The sequence below is a fragment of the Psychrobacter namhaensis genome (assembly GCF_016107545.1).
In the GTDB taxonomy this organism is placed as follows: Bacteria; Pseudomonadota; Gammaproteobacteria; order Pseudomonadales; family Moraxellaceae; genus Psychrobacter; species Psychrobacter namhaensis.
This window is the reverse complement of record NZ_JABASS010000005.1, coordinates 19,851-39,595: the sequence shown is the minus strand read 5'-3', so window position 1 is coordinate 39,595 and position 19,745 is coordinate 19,851. Positions and strand designations below refer to the sequence as shown.

At 44.0% G+C, this 19,745-nt stretch carries 16 protein-coding genes and 1 other RNA gene; 7 read left to right on the top strand and 10 right to left on the bottom strand.

The window, feature by feature from the left end; translation table 11 throughout:
• Positions 1 to 108: 108 nt before the first annotated feature.
• Positions 109 to 1,197 (bottom strand): serine hydrolase, encoded by a 1,089-nt coding sequence (locus tag JFC06_RS05705; protein ID WP_198334299.1) that lies wholly within the window; start codon positions 1,195 to 1,197, stop codon positions 109 to 111.
• A gap of 414 nt (positions 1,198 to 1,611) precedes the next feature.
• Here JFC06_RS05705 and JFC06_RS05700 point away from each other — a divergent pair, with 414 nt between their 5' ends.
• From JFC06_RS05700 to JFC06_RS05690, 3 genes are all read left to right on the top strand, one after another.
• The gene (locus JFC06_RS05700) at positions 1,612 to 2,247 is read left to right on the top strand and encodes a response regulator (protein WP_193006557.1); all 636 of its coding nucleotides are present in this window, start codon (positions 1,612 to 1,614) and stop codon (positions 2,245 to 2,247) included.
• A 40-nt stretch (positions 2,248 to 2,287) separates the two neighbouring features.
• Positions 2,288 to 4,069, top strand: a complete 1,782-nt coding sequence (locus tag JFC06_RS05695; RefSeq protein WP_198334298.1) for a sensor histidine kinase — start codon at positions 2,288 to 2,290, stop codon at positions 4,067 to 4,069.
• Positions 4,070 to 4,159: 90 nt separating this feature from the next.
• Positions 4,160 to 5,878, top strand: coding sequence for a sigma-54-dependent transcriptional regulator (locus JFC06_RS05690; RefSeq protein WP_198334297.1), 1,719 nt, complete (start codon positions 4,160 to 4,162; stop codon positions 5,876 to 5,878).
• Between the two features lie 48 nt (positions 5,879 to 5,926).
• Here the strand turns inward: JFC06_RS05690 and JFC06_RS05685 are convergent, their stop codons facing one another.
• Positions 5,927 to 7,375, bottom strand: a complete 1,449-nt coding sequence (locus JFC06_RS05685; protein WP_227670149.1) for a S41 family peptidase — start codon at positions 7,373 to 7,375, stop codon at positions 5,927 to 5,929.
• Positions 7,376 to 7,741: 366 nt separating this feature from the next.
• Complete coding sequence (gene gpmI, locus JFC06_RS05680; RefSeq protein WP_198334295.1) at positions 7,742 to 9,400, bottom strand: 2,3-bisphosphoglycerate-independent phosphoglycerate mutase; 1,659 nt, start codon at positions 9,398 to 9,400, stop codon at positions 7,742 to 7,744.
• A 231-nt stretch (positions 9,401 to 9,631) separates the two neighbouring features.
• Between gpmI and ssrS the strand changes: the two genes are divergently transcribed.
• Positions 9,632 to 9,827, top strand: a non-coding RNA gene (gene ssrS / locus JFC06_RS05675) — 6S RNA.
• A gap of 110 nt (positions 9,828 to 9,937) precedes the next feature.
• Here the strand turns inward: ssrS and JFC06_RS05670 are convergent.
• The gene (locus tag JFC06_RS05670; RefSeq protein ID WP_198334294.1) at positions 9,938 to 10,564 is read right to left on the bottom strand and encodes an FxsA family protein; all 627 of its coding nucleotides are present in this window, start codon (positions 10,562 to 10,564) and stop codon (positions 9,938 to 9,940) included.
• A 153-nt stretch (positions 10,565 to 10,717) separates the two neighbouring features.
• Between JFC06_RS05670 and ruvC the strand changes: the two genes are divergently transcribed.
• Positions 10,718 to 11,302: a crossover junction endodeoxyribonuclease RuvC gene (gene ruvC, locus JFC06_RS05665; protein ID WP_193004858.1), complete on the top strand. Its 585-nt coding sequence runs from the start codon at positions 10,718 to 10,720 to the stop codon at positions 11,300 to 11,302.
• Between the two features lie 170 nt (positions 11,303 to 11,472).
• On the opposite strand, the gene JFC06_RS05660 is transcribed toward ruvC, so the two are convergent.
• The 5 genes from JFC06_RS05660 to JFC06_RS05640 all read right to left on the bottom strand — a co-directional run bounded on the left by JFC06_RS05660 (position 11,473) and on the right by JFC06_RS05640 (position 17,194).
• Complete coding sequence (locus tag JFC06_RS05660) at positions 11,473 to 12,423, bottom strand: META domain-containing protein (RefSeq protein ID WP_198334293.1); 951 nt, start codon at positions 12,421 to 12,423, stop codon at positions 11,473 to 11,475.
• A 284-nt stretch (positions 12,424 to 12,707) separates the two neighbouring features.
• The gene (locus JFC06_RS05655; protein WP_198334292.1) at positions 12,708 to 13,370 is read right to left on the bottom strand and encodes a glutathione S-transferase family protein; all 663 of its coding nucleotides are present in this window, start codon (positions 13,368 to 13,370) and stop codon (positions 12,708 to 12,710) included.
• A 303-nt stretch (positions 13,371 to 13,673) separates the two neighbouring features.
• Positions 13,674 to 14,312 (bottom strand): peroxiredoxin, encoded by a 639-nt coding sequence (locus JFC06_RS05650; protein WP_198334291.1) that lies wholly within the window; start codon positions 14,310 to 14,312, stop codon positions 13,674 to 13,676.
• Positions 14,313 to 14,547: 235 nt separating this feature from the next.
• Complete coding sequence (locus JFC06_RS05645) at positions 14,548 to 15,306, bottom strand: phospholipase D family protein (RefSeq protein ID WP_198334290.1); 759 nt, start codon at positions 15,304 to 15,306, stop codon at positions 14,548 to 14,550.
• Between the two features lie 148 nt (positions 15,307 to 15,454).
• Entirely contained in the window at positions 15,455 to 17,194 is a 1,740-nt protein-coding gene (locus JFC06_RS05640; protein ID WP_198334289.1) for a glutamine--tRNA ligase/YqeY domain fusion protein, read from the bottom strand.
• A gap of 304 nt (positions 17,195 to 17,498) precedes the next feature.
• Here JFC06_RS05640 and JFC06_RS05635 point away from each other — a divergent pair, with 304 nt between their 5' ends.
• Positions 17,499 to 18,014: a peptidylprolyl isomerase gene (locus JFC06_RS05635; protein WP_058025915.1), complete on the top strand. Its 516-nt coding sequence runs from the start codon at positions 17,499 to 17,501 to the stop codon at positions 18,012 to 18,014.
• Between the two features lie 46 nt (positions 18,015 to 18,060).
• The gene (locus JFC06_RS05630; RefSeq protein WP_198334288.1) at positions 18,061 to 18,903 is read left to right on the top strand and encodes a UDP-2,3-diacylglucosamine diphosphatase; all 843 of its coding nucleotides are present in this window, start codon (positions 18,061 to 18,063) and stop codon (positions 18,901 to 18,903) included.
• Between the two features lie 92 nt (positions 18,904 to 18,995).
• On the opposite strand, the gene orn is transcribed toward JFC06_RS05630, so the two are convergent.
• Positions 18,996 to 19,583 carry an oligoribonuclease gene (orn, locus tag JFC06_RS05625; protein ID WP_193004867.1) on the bottom strand — a complete coding sequence of 196 codons (588 nt, stop codon included), beginning with the start codon at positions 19,581 to 19,583 and terminating at the stop codon, positions 18,996 to 18,998.
• Between the last annotated feature and the right edge of the window lie 162 nt (positions 19,584 to 19,745).

The window sequence follows — 19,745 nt, the reverse complement described above, 5'->3', positions numbered from 1 at the left end:
CAATAAAAAGGCCGTTATAGGATATAACAGCCTTTTTTATTAATGCTTACTTTTTTATAAGTCTTTGTTTATAAGTGCTTGGGTTTTATAAATACTTAGCCAGCAAGTTTACACTGTGCGGCGAGTCGCTAAACTGTTCAGAATGTTTTTAGCATCGCCCCAACGCGTGGCTGAGCTGTTTGCCCCTAAGATGACAATGATGGCTGGACGATTATTGACGCGCGTTTCCATGACGACGCAACGGCCCGCTTCATTAATAAAACCTGTTTTTGAGATGCCAATTGGATAGTCGCCAGCACGCACTAAGCTACTCGTGTTATTGGCTTTATACGTCCGGTTGCCACTGGAGTAATTTGATACAAAAAAGTCATAGCTCTTCGTCGTAGAAAAACGACGAATCACGTCATAATTACCAGCCGCACGTACCATTTTTACAAGGTCATTTGATGAAGCAACATTGCGCTTATCAAGACCCGTGGGATCACCAAAGAAAGCCGTGGTCATGCCTAAGTCTTGAGCTTTGCGATTCATCGCCCGTATAAAGGCGCTATAACCACCTGGATAGTTACGCGCTAAGCTCTTGGCTGCTGGGTTCTCCGACTTCATTAACGCCATCAATAGCATTTCAGCTCGATTTAAACGATCGCCTGCTTTTAACCGTGAGCTTGCGCGCTTTGGACCGACAAAATCTTCTGGATCAAGCGTAATCTCTTCGCGCATATCAAGACCTGCATCTAATACCACCATGGCGGTCATTAATTTACTAATACTGGCCATCGGACGCGCAATATCAGCGTCTTTTTCATAAATAGATTCGCCCGTTTCCGCATCGATTACCGCCACACTACGCGAGTCCGTGCTGATCGGAATCATATCGCTACTACCAAATGCACCGCGATAAGTCGTATTATAGCGATTGCTACTATTGTAACTATTATTGCTACTACCGAAGCTATTGGTATTGGTGATACTGGTCGTACCATAGCCGCTATCGACTTGCTTAATAGTAGAGCCAGTCGACTTGTACATGATGTTGCGCGCTTCAGACAAGCTATCTGCCCCGCCCCAACTCACACGAGCACTAGAGCCACTATCAGTGCTACCATTAATAGTAAGTGCGGCTTGTGCAACACTGCCCAAACTCAATGAAATCATAGCAACGACTAATTGCTGTTTGGTTAATGGTAGGTGCTTCATTATGCCTCCTGCTTCCGTTATCACGCCATTTAGGGTTGTTTGGCGCCAAAAACGTACATAGCGTCTATGGATGTGTTTGTAAGTACTCGTATAGAGTTTTTGTATTTTTAGTGTATCATGGTTTGAATTTAAGTTTAATTTATCCAGCAGATTTAAGGTTTTATTTTGGCCTAATTCAAATTTTGCTACAACCACTTTATATTATAGAAACATCTATTCACATTTCAGCAATATAAATTAACTTTAGATGGCTAATCATCCGTCTTTTGCTATATTAGATAGAAATGTCTATATAAGATCTTAGCCGTATTTTACGTTTTCAAACAATAAAAAAATCAGCAGATGCTTTAGGTTTGGTTGTCGTTTAACGTGAATAAAAAACCTTCATTCTGACAAATAGTAAAGAGTATCGTTATGATTAAAGTACTAGTAGTAGATGATCATGATTTGGTTCGAATGGGTATCAGTCGTATGTTGTCAGATAGCGCTGACATAGAAGTGGTCGGCGAAGCAGACAGCGGTGATATGGCTATTAAGATGGCCAAACAACTGCGTCCTGATGTGATTTTACTTGACGTCAACATGCCTAATATTGGTGGGCTTGAAGCAACCAAACGTTTAATCCAGCTTGATCTGGGTATCAAAATATTGGCCGTCAGCAGTATGTCAGCGCAGCCTTATCCTTCCATGCTCATAAAAGCGGGGGTCAATGGTTATATCACCAAGGGCACGCCACTTGATGAGATGATAAGAGCGGTCAAAAAAGTCTATCAAGGGAGTCGTTATTTTAGTCAAGATGTCGCTGAACAGTTGGCTGATGTTTTACTGTCAGATAATGCCAGCTCACCTTTTGACTTATTAAGTGATCGCGAAAAGCAGGTGGCAATGATGGTCGTCAACTGTCAAAGTCCGCAGCAAATAGCAGATCAGCTGTTTGTCAGTGTCAAAACCATCAATACCTATCGCTATCGTATTTACGAGAAAGTCGGGGTGGATAGTGATGTTAAGTTGACGCATCTGGCGATCCGTCATGGTCTGATTCAACCGTAAACTATTTAGTTAGCCACCCTTCTTTTCTTACGGTCACTTTATGAAGTCTGCCACTCGCCTCGTCTCTGCCATTACTCATTATTTGCATCGCGATGATACGCTATCTTTGTCACAACTACGCAGATTAGGGCTTATTTACAGCAGTTACCGCTTCATCGTTAGCCTGTTCTCTCTGCTGATGGTGTATATCACGGCTCACGCTGATGACAGCCTTTCTCTACCAAGTTTCTTGCAACAAACTGCCCTTAGCTTTTATGTCCTGCTTAGCCTCATTTTACTGGGGTTGTTTTATGTCGTTAATCAACAGATGCGGCGGCAATTGGCTTTTGGATTGGCTTTAGATGTCATCATTCTAAGCCTATTGCTGTATACGGCGGGAGCGCCTGATTTACAACTGACCATGCTTTATATGGTGGTGGTCGCAGCGAGCTTTATGTTGCTCCATGGCTCTCAAGCTTTGGTTATCACGCTACTCGCTATTATTTTTGTCATTTATCAGCAATTTTTTTATGCCATTGCCAATAGTATGAACTTGGCCAATTTGGGTGATGCTTTGCTCATGTCAGCCAGTTTTTTAGCAGTAGGCGGTTTGAGCTGGTCTCTTTCTCAGCGTTTAGTCCAACTTGAAAAAGTAGCAGCGAAGAGCGCGAAAGAAGTCGAGCGCCTACATGTCATCAATCAAGAAGTCATCACACAAATGGTCAATGGCGTCATTGTCATCGACAAACAGCAGATCGTCTTAGCAAACCTTGCGGCTCATCAATTACTCAGCATCTCACATAATCCATCAGTATCGTTGCCTCACGTCTCCCCTTTTGACACAAAAAATGCGCAGAACAACCACCGCAATGCGCGTCTATTTAACTTTCAACAACAACTCAACAAACAACATGCGCAGCTGTTCAAAGCCTGCTTATCAGTAGCAGCTGGTCAGTCCCGCACCTTTACTTATGACTTGCCCGCAGGGACAAACGCCTCTGTGCTCGATAAACTACGGGTACAAATCATTCCGTTAAAAGATGACAGTAAATTACTAATACTAGAAGATTTACGCCGCGAACAAGCCAGTGCCCAGCAGTTAAAACTGGCTTCTTTGGGACAACTAACGGCCAGTATCGCCCATGAAATTAGAAACCCTTTGGCTGCTATATCGCAAGCCAGCCAGCTGTTGATGGAGGAGGTTACAGAAAGTGAAGCAGACAGTCATGTTATGACGCACACCGCAAATAGTGATGCGACAGGTAATCATGAGCTTTATCAAATGATCTTTTCGCAAACAAAGCGCGTAAACCGTATCATTGAAGATGTTTTAAAACTGTCCCGCCAGCAAACAGCAAACCAGCAGTCGATTGTACTGACTGAATGGATGCCAATATTTTTAGAAAACTACTTTCAAGGACATGATGTTTTTTTACGACTAAAAACAAACCCAACCATCTCATTCGATACGCACCAATTGGAACAAGTTTTAATCAATTTAATCAATAATGGCTTACGTTATAGTAGCTACGCCCACCCTCATGCTTATGTGGAAATCGAAATTTATTGTGCTGATAACGATGTTATAATTGACATATTGGACAGTGGTACTGGCGTGCGCCTCGAGGATTTACCCCATTTATTTAATCCGTTTTTTACTACAGATCAAGCAGGTACAGGGTTAGGACTCTACTTATCACAAGCATTTTGTGAAGCCAATCAAGCGCGTTTGCTCTACATTCCAGAACATGAAAAAACCTGCTTTCGCTTGATAGCTCCTGTTGTTCACTCTGATAAGCATACAAATAATGTTGAAAATAATGCTAGTAAAGGTGTTTTTTAAGTATTAAATCCGCTCTATATCGAGTACTTTGTCGTTAGGGCACAGTGGTCTTTTACTATTTTATAGCTAATGAATACGATGAGATAATGTATGACAACAACCGCGCTAGTCGTTGATGACGAAGTGGATTTGTGCCGATTAATGCAAATCACCTTGACCAAAATGGGCATCAAAAGTGATGTGGCTTATACATTGGCGCAGGCAAGGTCGTACTGGCACGAAAACAGTTACGATTTTTGCCTAACCGATTTAAAGCTACCTGATGGATCAGGACTGGAGTTGGTCAAAGAAATCAGCAATAGCTCTAGTACGCCTATAGCCGTTATCACTGCCTATGGCAGTATGGATCTGGCCATTGAAGCGCTAAAACTTGGGGCTTTTGACTTCGTTAATAAGCCACTTGAGCTACCACGCCTACGTCAGTTGGTAGAAAATGCCCTAAAAGTCATACAGCAAGACAACGTCGCGAAATCCACGCCAGAATGCTCACCTGAGCAAAAAATATTAGACAGTCGGCTGATCGGCGATTCAGCCGTGATGCTTCCTATCAAAAATACCATTCTCAAACTCGCCCGCTCTCAGGCACCTGTGTTTTTATCTGGGGCTTCAGGTACAGGCAAGGAAGTCGTTGCCAGTCTGATTCACGATTTAAGCCCGCGCAGAGATGGAAGCTTTGTTCCGGTGAACTGCGGGGCCATCCCCTCGGAGCTGATGGAGTCAGAATTTTTTGGTCACAAAAAAGGTAGCTTTACTGGTGCTGTCGCTGACAAGCAAGGACTGTTTCAGCAGGCCAATGGTGGGACGCTATTTTTGGACGAGGTGGCCGACTTACCTTTGGCAATGCAAGTCAAGCTCTTACGCGCTATCCAAGAAAAGACAGTGAGAGCCATTGGAGATACCAAAGAGACACCAGTCGATGTGCGTATCTTATCTGCAACCCATAAAAATCTGAACCAGTTGGTGCAGGATGGTACGTTTAGGCAGGATTTGTACTATCGTATCAATGTAATCGAACTGAAGCTGCCCACGCTTAATGCACGTCGAGACGACATTCCTGTTTTGGCCGAGCATTTTTTGTCAATGATCACTCACGAATGGCAGTTAGACACCCCGCCAGCATTGACGGTCTCCGCCCGCGAGCGCTTGCAACACCATAACTTTGCGGGCAATGTCCGTGAGCTGCGTAATGTGCTGGAGCGTGCAGTGACCTTAGCAGAAACGTCACTCATTGAGGTGAGCCATTTGGGCCTTCCCGATCTTGAAACAGACATAAGCCATCAACTTGCCGAGTCCCAAGGCCAAAGTGAAGAGAACAGCCTTAATAAGATGCAATGCTCTGATCCTAAAGCCGCCGACCTGATTGCTACTCAATCGACAGAAAACCAAGAAACAACCGTTCAGTCTACAGAGCGTGTAACAGGGATAAACCCTAAGCCAGTAACGACTAACTTACACCCTTATCGCACGAATACTCAGCACTATCCTTCCATGATACAGCGGCCAACCAGTAGCCAAGTAGAAGCGCCAAATAACGCAACCGGGCACAGTGTTCAAGCGGCCACCACGCCTCACCTTACTCAGACAGAAGGGGAAGAAAAAGTAGTCCCAAGCAAAAAGGTTGACGATCAATTACCCCTGCGCGGACTCGAGCATCACCTACAAGAACAGGAAAAACAGCTGATTATTACCGCGCTTAAAAAAACTGACTGGAACAAAACCCAAGCGGCCAAACTACTGGGAACGACTTTTCGCTCTTTACGCTATCGCATGAAAAAGTTGGAAATCGCTGAAGATCAGTCTGAAGAGTAAGTTAAAACATGTCACTTCATGACGTACGGTTAAATGACGGCTACTTAGTCACAGTTTAGTCACGTTGTCTGCTATCGCCTGACTTTTTTCAACAGGCTTTCGGACAAAACGTACGCCCGACTCAAGTGCTCGCTCTTTTAGTAAGTCGAGCGCTTGCTGCTCCCATGTACTCTCACTGCCTTGTAACATCATATCAGGCGCTACCCCGATTCCATCTATTCTGCCACCTGAGGCGGTCATGTAGTTGGCGACGGTTAGCTTGACGGCTTGCTCGTCATTCAACGGTATGACTGACTGTACAGACCCTTTGCCATAGCTGACCTCACCCACGATAGTGGCGCGCTTTTGTGCTTGTAAGCTGCTGGCCAAAACCTCTGCTGCTGATGCCGAATAACGATTTTGTAAGACAACTACTGGCAATGACTCGAGTAGCGCCTTGCCTTGAGTCGATAGCGTGCGTGATTTACTTTGCCGACTTTTTACTTGTACCACATCGGTATCGCTCATAAACAAACTGGCAACGTTCACCGCTGATGTCAGTACACCGCCTGGATTATCACGCATGTCCAACAAGATACCTGAGACAGGGGCTTCTAGATTAATTAAGCTTTCCAGTAGTTTTTCACGGCTGTTGTTTTGAAACGCAGGTAACTTGATCACGGCAATGCCATCCACCAGCGTTGCCTCAACGATTTGAGGATGGCTGTTGTTTCGCTGTAAAGTGGTGGTATGTTTACGGCGACCAGCCTTAGAAGTCACGATGTCCACCTGCGTGCCAGCAATCCCTGTTAAAAGTTGTTCAATATCATTGCTTTCTTTATCTTCATCCAGTTTAAACTCAGCCACTTGATGCAGATAGTCGCCAACCGCGATGCCTTTTTTATCCGCAGGTGAGTCATTGATAACCTCTGTAATGACCCAATAGCCAGCTGCTGGCTGATAAGCGACCTTGATACCAATGTCGCCCACATCCCCTTCTGTAAAAGCCCGCAGGTTGTCATACGCCTCAGCATCCAAAAACTCCGCATGACTGTCGAGCTTTGTGAGCATGCCACTCATTGCGTTGTTGAACAACTCTTCATCATTGACCGCATCCACGTATTCACGGCGGACCAAATCCACCACTGCGACAAATGTCTTGAGCGTCTCTGGTGAAATAGCATTTAATGATACTTGGCCAACATCAGGGGGAATGGCTGTATCGATATCACCCGTTTCATCCGTTAAAGCGCTCTCATCTGCCACACTGTCTATCGAATCGTCAGACTCATCTGCCGCATCTAACATATCAGCGATATCCGACAAGTTATCCATGTCGTCTTTAACGGCTGTCTCATCAGCGTTTAGGCTAATCAGTTGTAGGCTTGCCGTGGGACTGGTCGTGTTGGCAGGTGATTCTGCTGCTTGGGCGTGCATGTTAGCAGCAGCCAACCCGAACAACCCTATCATTAATGCTCGCTTAGATCTTGATGAGCGAATAAAATAGTGAGGATGCATAAGAGAACTCATTTAATAGTAGAATACGTAAAATTGTTATTATCGATACGTTTATGAATATTACCTTATAAGATAGCATCAAGGGTATCAATATGAGTCGCCAAAGTCTGTTCGACTTTGTCAAACTGGTTTAGGCGACTAGATATGGCTCTCCCTTTGTTTTTTTGCTACTTAAGATGTTGGGTTTGCTATAAATGAAGCAAAAAACATCAAGTAAAAAACGTCGCAAAAAAAGGAAGGGTAACCAGTACCCTTCCCTTTTTTATAATTTCTAGTAGCGTTCACAGCTAAGCGTTCACAGATAGTTATCGCATAATAATCACACAATCATCGCGTAGCCACCGCAAAAACACGAGCGTGCTTGACCTACGATGCCGGTAACAACAGACTCTCACCTGTCATTTCAGATGGGATTTCGACATCCATCAACGACAAAATAGTCGGTGCGACATCGCTCAGCTTACCACCACTCCGCACTTGTAACGCTTTTTCACCAATATAAATCAGTGGGACGTGTTCAGTAGTGTGCTGAGTATGAACCTGTCCACTTTCATAGTCTTGCATCTGCTCACAGTTACCATGATCTGCTGTAATAAGCATATCACCTCCCGCTGCACGTACTGCTGCCTCTACGCGACCAATACAAACGTCTAACGCCTCTACCGCTTGCACAGCAGCGTCAAATACACCGGTATGCCCGACCATGTCACCATTGGCGTAGTTCACGACCAGCACATCATACTTGCCCGACTCAATAGCCGCAACTAGCTTATCGGTCACTTCAGGTGCGCTCATTTCAGGCTGCAAATCATAAGTAGCGACGTCTGGCGAGGGCACTAGGATGCGTGTTTCACCTTTGTACTCTTCTTCACGGCCGCCACTAAAGAAAAACGTCACGTGGGCGTACTTTTCTGTTTCAGCGATACGCAGCTGGGTTTTACCCTGATCTTGCAAGTACTCGCCAAGCGTATTGGATAACGACGTTGGATAATAAGCGATGCTGGTTTTAGGATTATTAGCCAAAACATCAGAATATTTCGTTAGCATCACAAAAGCAGCAAGTTTGGGCTGCTTATGGCGGGCAAACCCAGAAAATTCATGATCTGGTAATACGAAAGCTTGAGCCAGCTCACGGGCGCGATCTGCACGAAAGTTCATAAAAATTAGAGCGTCATTATCATCAACGGTATATGGCACCTCATCACGACCAATCACGGTCGTAGGATTGATAAACTCATCAGTTTCGCGCGCTTTGTATGCTGCTTGTACCGCCCCATCAGCTCGGGTTGATAGACGATCAGCCTTTCCTTCAGTGATGAGCTCATACGCTTTTTGTACCCGATCCCAACGATTGTCACGATCCATTGCATAATAGCGTCCAATAATACTGGCAATCTGCACGTGACCATTTTCATAATGCGCATTCAACTTGTTAATATGCGTACGTAGGCGATTGATATACTTATCAGCGGATTTTGGCGGGGTGTCGCGACCATCTAAAAAGCAATGTACAAAGACGTTTTTGGCGCCGTGTACCAATGCTGAATGGCACATGGCTTCGATATGATCTTGATGTGAATGCACGCCACCGTCTGATAGCAGCCCCATAATATGTACGTTGCCGCCAAGCTCGTTTGCCGCTTTTACAGCATTAACCAATGCGTCGTTTTTATAAAAATCACGATTAGCCAGCTCATTAGATATACGAGTTGAGTCTTGGTAAAGCACACGGCCCGCACCCAAGTTCATATGGCCCACTTCTGAATTACCAAACTGTCCATCAGGCAATCCAACGTCTTCTCCTGAAGCAGATATCAACCCATGCGCATACTGTTGGTAAATTTTATCCAGATTTGGCATATTAGCCGCTGCAATGGCATTATCCTTATCGTCTTCACGATGTCCAAAACCATCTAATATCATTAAGACATGCGGCACTTTTTTATTTTTCTCACTATCTTGCTTATTATTGAGATGGGCCTGACTATCATCGATAAACTCTGACTGTTGTTGGTTGTTGGACATGGATTCCCGCTCCTCAAGTGAATGAACGCCTATAATGCTGTGTTAGGATGTTGAAAGCTCTCTATATTAACACACATCTTGAAATAGCTGAAAAATTGACCTATTAAGCCATTAAACATTTGTTTCTTATAAACATATTTATTCACTGACAGTTCATCCTACTCACGGTTAAAGCCGCGTATCATTCTGTAAATCGTACTTGCAATCACCAACTTCATTGGTTAAGATATTTATATTCTGAAGTGTTGGCTAGTAGATGTTTATTCCCTGAGCCGATAATGCTTTACTAGGATGTGGTACCTATTACCTCATTGTGTATGCCTGCACCGCTTGCGGTGTATCAGGAAACCTGCCGAGGTAGTGACGCATCCGCCCTGAACTTCACGGTTCATGGGTCACCATCTTACGGCGGCACTTCGGTTGTTATATTCGGTTTGTAAATATACTCTCTATTATCAGTGTATTTATTACCACTAAAAAGCCCCTTTTGCTAATGGCAAAAGGGGCTTTTTCTATCACTAACGGTTAACTAAACAGTTATTCATCGTTAGCAGACTTGGTGATCTTCTTCACATCCTTAGGGACGTTTTTGGCTGTGCCATCAACGGTCGTATGTTGTTTAAACACGTCACCAAACGGGTTTTGTTGTTGTTGACCAAATGGATTTTGGCCATTCATACCCCCGGCTCCACCAAATGGGTTTTGACCGCCCATGCCACCGCCAAACGGATTTTGACCAGCACCCATTTGTCCACCCATCTGCTTAGCCATCATCTCCATCATCTTTTGCTGATTATTCATGACGTAGTTATTGGCAATGTCTTTCAGTTTCTTTTGCACGGGTGGTAGTACGACCAATAGCGCGATTAAGTCACTAAGCACCCCAGGGATAAGCAGTAAAATACCTGCTGCCGCCATCGCAACACTTTTAATCATGGTTGACTCTTGTGGACGCATCGCAGGGTTCATCATGCCACCCGCTTTCATCTGCTGTGCCATTGGATTGAGCGCCGCCATACCTTTACGTATAAGAGCAATCCCAATAACAGCAGCAACAATAAACCACATAAAGACCCACCAGCCACTCATAAACTGAGCAAGTAAATACCACAGTAGCATCTCGATAATAAACCAAACAATGGCAATACCAACTATCTGACCCATAAAGTGTCGTCCTATAAAATAAAAACTAATAAATTGAGTGCCATGCAAATTAAAATGGCTAACATATGATGTATATGGGGATTGATTGCTATACTATCAAACTTACGGCGCATTTTTAAGCCATAAAACACAATGTAAGTAAGACGGAAAACTATGGCAATTATTATCGGGATTGACCCAGGTTCGCGCATGACGGGTTATGGTATCGTCCAACAAACGGGCGATAAACTGACCTACATTGATGCAGGCACCATACGCACGGACACCAAAGAGATGCCTGAACGATTAAAGCGTATTTTTAATGGCTTGACGCGGATCACTCAACATCACCTCAAATACGCGGATGAGCCTATCTATACGGCTATTGAGCAGGTGTTTATGGCAGAAAACCCTGACTCTGCGCTGAAGCTTGGGCAAGCGCGAGGCGCCGCTATTGCCGCCATGGTAGCATTGGATCTAGAAGTGTCAGAATACACTGCCCGCCAAATCAAACAAGCCGTGTGTGGATACGGAGCCGCCGCCAAAGAGCAAGTTCAAGAAATGGTTTGTCGGATACTGTCTTTAGATGTCGTACCACAGGCAGACGCCGCAGATGGACTTGCTTGCGCAATTTGCCATGCGCATTCAAGCCATTCTATGAATAAATTGCTACTTAATAGCGCCATGCGTGGTCGCGGCGCCTCTAAGAAAAAAGGCCGTTGGCGTTTGACCGAAGAAGATCTGGGTAACTTGCGTTGACATAAGCACACCACAAAAAAACGCGCCTAATGGCGCGCTTATCTTGAATGATATGTAGTCAATGAAAACTAACATCGATACATTATGCACGGCTGGTATCAATTTTTCTTACAACTCTAATTTTTAGGAAGGAGATCACTTAGTATCTGCTTCTTCTACTACCGAGCTTTTTATTCTACCACCGAGCTTTCGATCACCGCATCTAACACGTAGGCATACGCGTCCTCGGACACATTTGAGTCACTACTGGCCTCTTCCGTCTCACTAGTATCTAACTGGTAACGCTGTAAACGTAATACTTCGTCATGCTTGCCATCATGTTCATAGCCGTCGATAACACCATTGAATGATGTCCATTCACCTTCGCTGGTTTTAATGCCTTGGTCATCATAAGTAACGGGCTTCACTTGTAGGCACATCTTTGAGTTATTGTCGCTGCAAGGGATCATTTTATCGTTGACCGCCCAAAACACCGTCTCACCTTTGCTATTGTATTTAGCTTGCGGGGTGAGCTTACCACCCCAAACTAAAGTAGCCGCACTAGTGATTTGCGTCAATACTGGCTGATCCTCTTCAGAGGCAACATTTCTCGATAAGACTAACTGGCTCTCCCCTTGCATCAATTTGCTCAAACTGTTTTCAGCGGCATCAAGATTTCCACATGACATTTTCGTACTCATGCTGTCTTCAATAGTCAAAGTCAGATCTTGCAACTGATAGACAGCGCTCATCGTATTACAGCCCACACTATAGTTTAAGGTATTTTGGCCTTGGTACTGAGCAAATGACAACCTCACCTGATCTTTAACGTCCATTAGCGTACTTAATGGTTGAGCGTTATTATCCGTTGCAGATAACAATGTCCAACGATAGCGCGACAGGTTGTTGATCATCGATTCTTCCGCACTTACCTCCTCTGCTGTCGCCTGAGCCACACTGACCTCACTTTTGGCCACTGGATCACTGTTACTTACGTCACTATTAACGGCATTCGCACCCTCTTGTGCCTTCTGCTCATTTGACAAAGAAGAGTCTTGGCAAGCGCCTAACGCCACACTCGCTGTCAGCATAAATGGTAGTACGCCCAGTTTAAAAGACCACGCTCTAAAAGATAATGTCATAACAGTCACGCCTTGTGGTTGCTTCTTTTTACAGTACCGCTTTTTTCATCGTCCAAAAAGTGTTTATATTTGCCTTTATAGGACATAATAATTTGACCACTATAGCGTTGATGTTTGTTACTATTGTAACAAAGTGTTTAATTTCATGGTTTCGTAGTAACGTCCCCTTGTGCCATTTTATGACATCTGCAATTTACTATCCACCATCTTAGGCAGTCGAACGATAACTCAACCACCAAAGACTATAGGTTATAGCATTTTCCAAAGATTGGCTTGCCTAACACTTATTTATCTTCACTAGCCGATTTAGCCTTCGCCATATTTTGAATACTAAAGCGCTCATGCATCATTTGATAAAAACAGGCTAGGTTCTCGCCTTGTTCATTAGGATTTACCTGAAGTATTTTGCCAAAATCTAAGCCTAAATAGAGCACAATGTCAGCAAAACTTAGTTGCTCTCCTACCAAGTAATCCCGGCCTTCTAAGATGGTCTCAAAATAAGCCAGCGCTTTAGCAGAGCGCGCGATAGACGGCGCGACAAACTCTGGGACTTGCTCAACCCGTTGCGCTTTAGATGGGTGACTGTGCTGAAACGCCAGCATAAAATTGTACAAAACTTCAAACTCTGCAATACGGCGCATTGAACAAACTTGGGCACGTTGTACCACATCGTTACCCATCACTGAGCGCTCACCATAAACGCGATCTAGATATTCGCACACTGCCTGCGAATCATTGAGTATGGTGCCATCATCTAACTTCAGTACTGGCACAGTCTGCATAGGATTCATGTTAGTAAATTCATCAGACATTTGCTCATTCGCAGCAAAATCAATATCCACCACATCAACATCGTCCATATTATCAACATCAATGCCTTTTGAGGCCAATAAAATAAGTGCTTTGCGGGGATTGGGTGCCGTACGAGTTACATATAGTTTTTTCATGGCAAACTCCTTGTAAGATGGGTTAAAAAGCGACTCAGCGCTGTTGAAATTGAAGTCTTTTAATGGGTAAATGTTGTTTGTAATTTTTGACCAAAAAGCAGTGTCTACTCTAAACCTGGTCCTGCAATATTCTTAAACTTAAAGCCAGTGAACAACATTTCTGTAGACATCTCTTTAGATGAAATCCTCTGCTTTCCTCATCATAGCAAAACCTTAACGATACTTGTTATATGAATAGTAAAAAGCCCCATAACCTTCCGTTATAGGGCTTTACATTCTGATTGATAATCAAGCGTAGCCAGTTTACTTATTAGGGGCAGGTGTCGTACGCAGGTAAGGCTTGACTTCTTTGTGACCCTTAGGGTATTTGGCAGCGATTTCTTCGTTTTTGACACTTGGTGGAATGATAACGTCATCGCCATCTTTCCAGTCCACTGGCGTGGCGACATTATATTCGTCAGACAGCTGTAGCGCATCAATAACGCGGATGATTTCATCAAAGTTACGACCACAGCTAGCAGGATACGTCAGCGTTAGACGAATTTTCTTGTTTGGATCAATAATAAAGACACTGCGCACTGTATGAGTGCTGTCTGCGTTCGGATGCATCATATCATACAGCTCAGCGACTTCTTTATTGGGATCTGCAATGATTGGGAAGTTCATGGCTGTCCCTTGCGTCTCACCGATATCGCTCGCCCACGCTTTGTGGTCTTCTAAGCTATCGACAGAAATACAGATTGGCTTAACATTACGCTTTTGGAACTCGCCATTGAGCGCCGCAGCACGGCCAAGCTCAGTGGTACAGACTGGGGTAAAATCTGCTGGATGGGAGAAAAAAACCACCCAATGATCACCTGCCCAATCGTGGAAGTTAATATCACCCTCAGTGGTTGCAGCGTCAAAATTTGGTGCGGTATCACCTAAACGTAAATGTGCCATGCTTAACTCCTTAGCTAGGTTAGTGATGAGCACTGATATCCAAAGGTATACATGCGCTCTATTAGTATCATTGACGTGCTCAGTTATCCAAGATAACTCAAGACACATCATCAAAAACTGATTTTATATTAACAAACTGATTATGAATGTCTTGTGACGGATTGTAATGCGATTATTCCATAAACCACTAAGTAAATTGTGCGTGAAAAACTCAGTAGTATCTTCAGTAGTCGTGCTAAATCACCATACCAGAATCCCACAAGCAAAACTCACCGAACTTACCGCGCTTACTTGTACCACCAGCCGCACGTCCAGCATCGGTTAACACCAATTCACCTTCTTGTGTTTCTAAGTAACCCGCCGCAAGCAGCTTATCGTTTAACTCTTGCGTCTTAAAGCCTCGCTCTTTAGCAAGTTTAGCAGTCGTCAGTTTAGAATAATTGGGAGTTACCGCTTCTGTACTGGGCGTGATGGTCGCACTGGAGTTAGTATTCACTGTTTTACGACTAGAGTCCGTTTGGTGCTCAGTCGTGCTATCGGACTCGGTCACTTTTTCAAGAGACATTCGCACTTCATCACTGATACGAATAATGCGTTGCGCTTCCTCATAGGTATCGGCATAAAGTTTGGCGTCTTCGTTACGGTAAATCAGTACGCCCATCTCGTTATTATTAACCTGACTAAATTCATAAAGGTTCAAACTGGTAATGATGCATTCATTTTCATTTAGATAGCATTTAGCATGCAAGTTTTTGCAAAAGCTGGTGCGAATAAAGGTTAAATTTTTCAGCCAGTTTATTTCTTCAGGGTGTAGATCATTCTTACCATAGACGATTCGAATATCAATTTTTAGACGATTACGGTCTTCTAGTAACTCTTTAATACGCTCATTGAGCTTTAAATATGGGCTAATAATAATCAACCTGTCAGAAGCATTTTTAATCAACTCCTCTAAATGATAAGTCGTCCCACTGCTGTTTAAAAATTTTGCCATTGTCATTTCCTCACGTCTTACTCTCAACAACTTTACAATCTTTCATAAAAAAGCCCATCCCTAGCGTACTAGAAATGGGCCAGATTGCAAACTACTATTGTTCAGTATTGACGTAAAAATAAACGTAAGCCGCGTGGTTACTGATCTACTAAGCAGGTTTATAGCTGTCGCGTAAGCTGACGATTTGATTGAACACGGGCTTTTCGCTTGTGTGATCTTCGCTATCAGAGATGAAGTAACCTTCACGCTCAAACTGAAAACGCGTGCCAGCATCCGCATTGGCTAAGGATGGCTCAACCACCGCGTTTAGCTCGGTTAACGAATTGGAATTTAATGCTTGATGTACGTCGCTCACGCTACTTGGGTCTTCGACACTAAATAGCTGTTCATACATGCGTACGGTTGCTGGTATACCTTGACTGGCTGATACCCAATGGATCACGCCTTTGACCTTACGTCCCTCAGGATTATTACCCAAAGTAGCCAAATCAATCGTTGCCTTCAACTCAACAACATTGCCGCTCTCATCAATAACATGCTCGGTCACTGCCAATACATAAGTATTGCGCAGACGAATTTCTGGTTTTTCTGGTGACAGACGCTTATAACCAGCGGGTGGCTCTATCTCATAATCGCCTTGATCGATATATAGCGTTTCGGTGAACGGAATTTCACGCTCGCCCATATCGACATTCGGATGATTGGGCTGGGTTAACCATAAGGTTTGCGTCGCCTCATCAAAGCGCGCATTGACGCTGTCGGCTTTTTGCGACTCCCAACTACTTACTGCATCGCTAAAGTTAGTAATCGTTACTTTAAGTGGTTTTAACACCGCCATGCCACGCGCCGTAGTGGTCTCTAACGACTGACGAACGCTAAATTCTAATAAGCGAAAGTCAACCACACTATCCGCTTTGGTTACACCAACGCGATCACAAAAGTCGCGCAGTCCTTCGGCCGTATAACCACGGCGGCGCATGCCAGCGATGGTCGGCATACGTGGATCATCCCAACCGCTGACGATACCTTCATCGACCAATTGCTTAAGCTTACGCTTACTGGTCAACGTATGATCGACGTTTAAGCGGCTAAACTCGTACTGATGCGGCGCTACGTCAAAGCCGATTTTTTCAACAATCCAATCATAAAACGGACGATGGTCTGCAAACTCTAGCGTACACAATGAATGGGTAATCCCTTCGATTGCATCAGAGAGCGGATGAGCAAAGTCATACATTGGGTAGATACACCATTTATCACCCGTTTGATGATGCGCTTGATGCATGACGCGGTAGATCACAGGATCACGCAAGTTCATATTAGGGCTTGCCATATCGATCTTGGCACGTAAAACCGCCGTGCCTTCTGCGTATTGACCCGCTTTCATGTCATTATAACGCTGCAGGTTTTCTGCGATACTGGCATCACGATATGGTGAAGGCGTACCTACTTCATTGAAAGAACCACGATTATCGCGGATCTGCTCAGGCGTTTGCAGATCAACATAAGCGTCGCCTTGCTCAATGAGTTGTACTGACCATGCGTACAACTGATCAAAATAGCCTGAGGCATGCTGCGCTTCTCCGGCCCACTCAAAACCCAGCCACTCTACATCATTTTTGATGTTATCGATGTAATCTTGCTTTTCTGCGGTTGGGTTGGTGTCATCAAAACGCAGGTTGCACACACCGCCAAACTCTTCTGCCACACCAAAGTTTAGGCAGATAGACTTTACGTGACCTAAGTGCAAGTAGCCATTTGGTTCAGGTGGAAAGCGTGTCACAATTTGCTGATACTTTTGCGCATTGACATCGTCACGAATGATATTACGAATAAAATCGTTTTTTTGTTCGTCTTTTTGTGCATTGTTGCTTGAGTGCTCACTCATCGGGCATTGCTCCTAACGCAAATTGTCAGTCCATGGTGCGTACCATCACGCATCATAAAACATTCAAACTAAAGTATTAAAATAAATTGGGATATAAAAACTCAGATAGTGCGACCGCATTATCAAAATTTGTCAAAAATGGGTAAAGTTGCGTTATTCTATCAGGTTTCGCAAACGCATTAACAGCCTGATACATGACACGGGATAAAAAAGCCGTTAGACTACTCGTAACTTTTTAACCCCCAACTTTTAACCACCACTTGACAGCGTCATTTGAGGCGCTGCAACCAAAAAGGAATATGACATGGTAGACATGCCACCAGTAGTAGAACTTGACACCAATATGGGTGCGATCGTTATCGAACTCAACGAAGAAAAAGCACCAAAAACCGTAGAAAACTTTTTGAACTACGTAAAATCTGGTCAGTATGACGGTACAATTTTCCATCGCATCATTGATGGCTTCATGATTCAAGGCGGCGGAATGGATGCTGAGATGAATGAAAAACCAACCAATGCGCCAATTGAGAACGAAGCGGACAATGGTCTAAAAAATGATAAAGGCACCATCGCAATGGCGCGTACGCAAGATCCGCATTCAGCGACTAGCCAGTTTTTCATTAACGTCAAAGACAACGATTTCCTAAACCACTCTGGAAAAAATATGCAAGGTTGGGGTTATACGGTATTTGGTAAAGTCACAAGCGGTATGGATGTGATCGAAAAAATGAAAGGCGTCCCAACGGGTCGTTTTGGTATGCATGCTGATGTGCCAAAAGAGCCTGTCGTCATCAACTCAGCAACCATTATCACTCAATAATGGCGGCTAAGTAATCGTGCGGCCTAATCGACAAGGATACAGATAAATGCAACGTTTTAATCATTTAATCACGACCCGCCCTCATCAAGTGCGGCAAGTATTGATTAGCGATTTGCATTTATCGCCTCAGGAGCCTGCCTTAGTGCAGGCTTTTTTGGCGCTGCTTGATGACTGCCTTGCCCTGCCAGCTCTCAAGTGCCTATTTATTTTAGGCGATTGGTTTGAGGTATGGCTGGGTGATGATGTTTACCTATCGTTATCAGAAAATGAGCAAGCGCTACATTGGCTAACGCCCTTAATCTCCAAACTCAAACAGCTACGTATCAATGGCTGCGAGATTTTAGTGATGCATGGCAACCGTGACTTTTTGTTGGGACAACCATTTTGTAATCTGTTCGGCGGCGAACTTATCGAAGAGCCTTACGCCTTGACTATCGGTCAGCAGCGCTATCGTCTAGAGCACGGTGACGCATTATGTACTGATGATAAAAAGTATCAGTTTTTTCGTAAAATCATGCGTCATCGACTGACTCAGTGGTATCTACTCAACAAACCGCTAGAAAAACGTTTGGCTATCGCGGAGAACATGCGGCAAAAAAGCCAACAGAACAATGCCAATAAAGCCGCTTACATCATGGATGTGAATGATGAGGCCGTGCATCAAGCACTCACTGCTAGCGATGCCTTATTACACGGGCACACCCATCGTCCGAATGTCCATCAAGCCACGAGTGATAAAAAACGCTACGTGCTTGGCGATTGGCGACTGTTAGATGAAGACAAACGTCAGCCGAACGTTAGTGCAGTGATTGGTGCAGTCACAGTAGAGGCAGGCTCAAGCCAGAACCATACTGATTTTGGCTTATTTGAATTTACAATGCTTGTTTGATTTTATCGTTGAATCTAGCTTAAAAACAAAAAGGGTCTGTTGACGTGAACAGACCCTTTTTTAATTATTTTATATTTTTGAATCGGCTTGCTTTAAGGCATTAATTGAAAGAAATGCTGACGATAGTGCTTGAGCTCACGGATAGAATCACGAATGTCATCTAAGGCTAAATGACTGCCCCCTTTTTCAAAATTTCTCAAGATATCAGGGCGCCAGCGGAAACAAAGCTCCTTAATCGATGAGACATCAAGGTTGCGATAATGGAAGAATTTTTCCAGTTCAGGCATTTGCCGCGCCATAAATCGACGATCTTGACAAATGGAGTTACCACACATAGGCGACTTGCCACTATCGACCCACTTGTTTAAAAATTTAATCGTCTCAGCTTCCGCTTCTGCCAATGTCACGGTACTACGGCGCACGCGATCCACCAACCCTGACTGTCCATGCTGCTTGGTGTTCCAATCATCCATTTTATTTAAGACTTGATCCGATACTTTTATCGCAAATACTGGCCCTTCAGCAAGCACGTTTAAATCCTCGTCAGTGACAACGGTCGCAATCTCGATAATCTCATCATGTAAAGTATCAAGGCCGGTCATTTCTAGATCAATCCAGACCAGCCCTTTTTTACCTTGATTTTTAATTTTAATCTTGTTGGGGTGGTCACCGGTAGTCATAAAATATCCTATGTGCAATAAAGTTTAAAACAACTTTGAAATAGTTTTCGTTATATAAGTTAGATATAGAAGGCAATATTCAGTCAACATTGCTGAGCGCCTGCCTGTTGGCATTATGTGAAAAAACCAAATGATTACAAAACCACTGTCTGGCACAGGCGC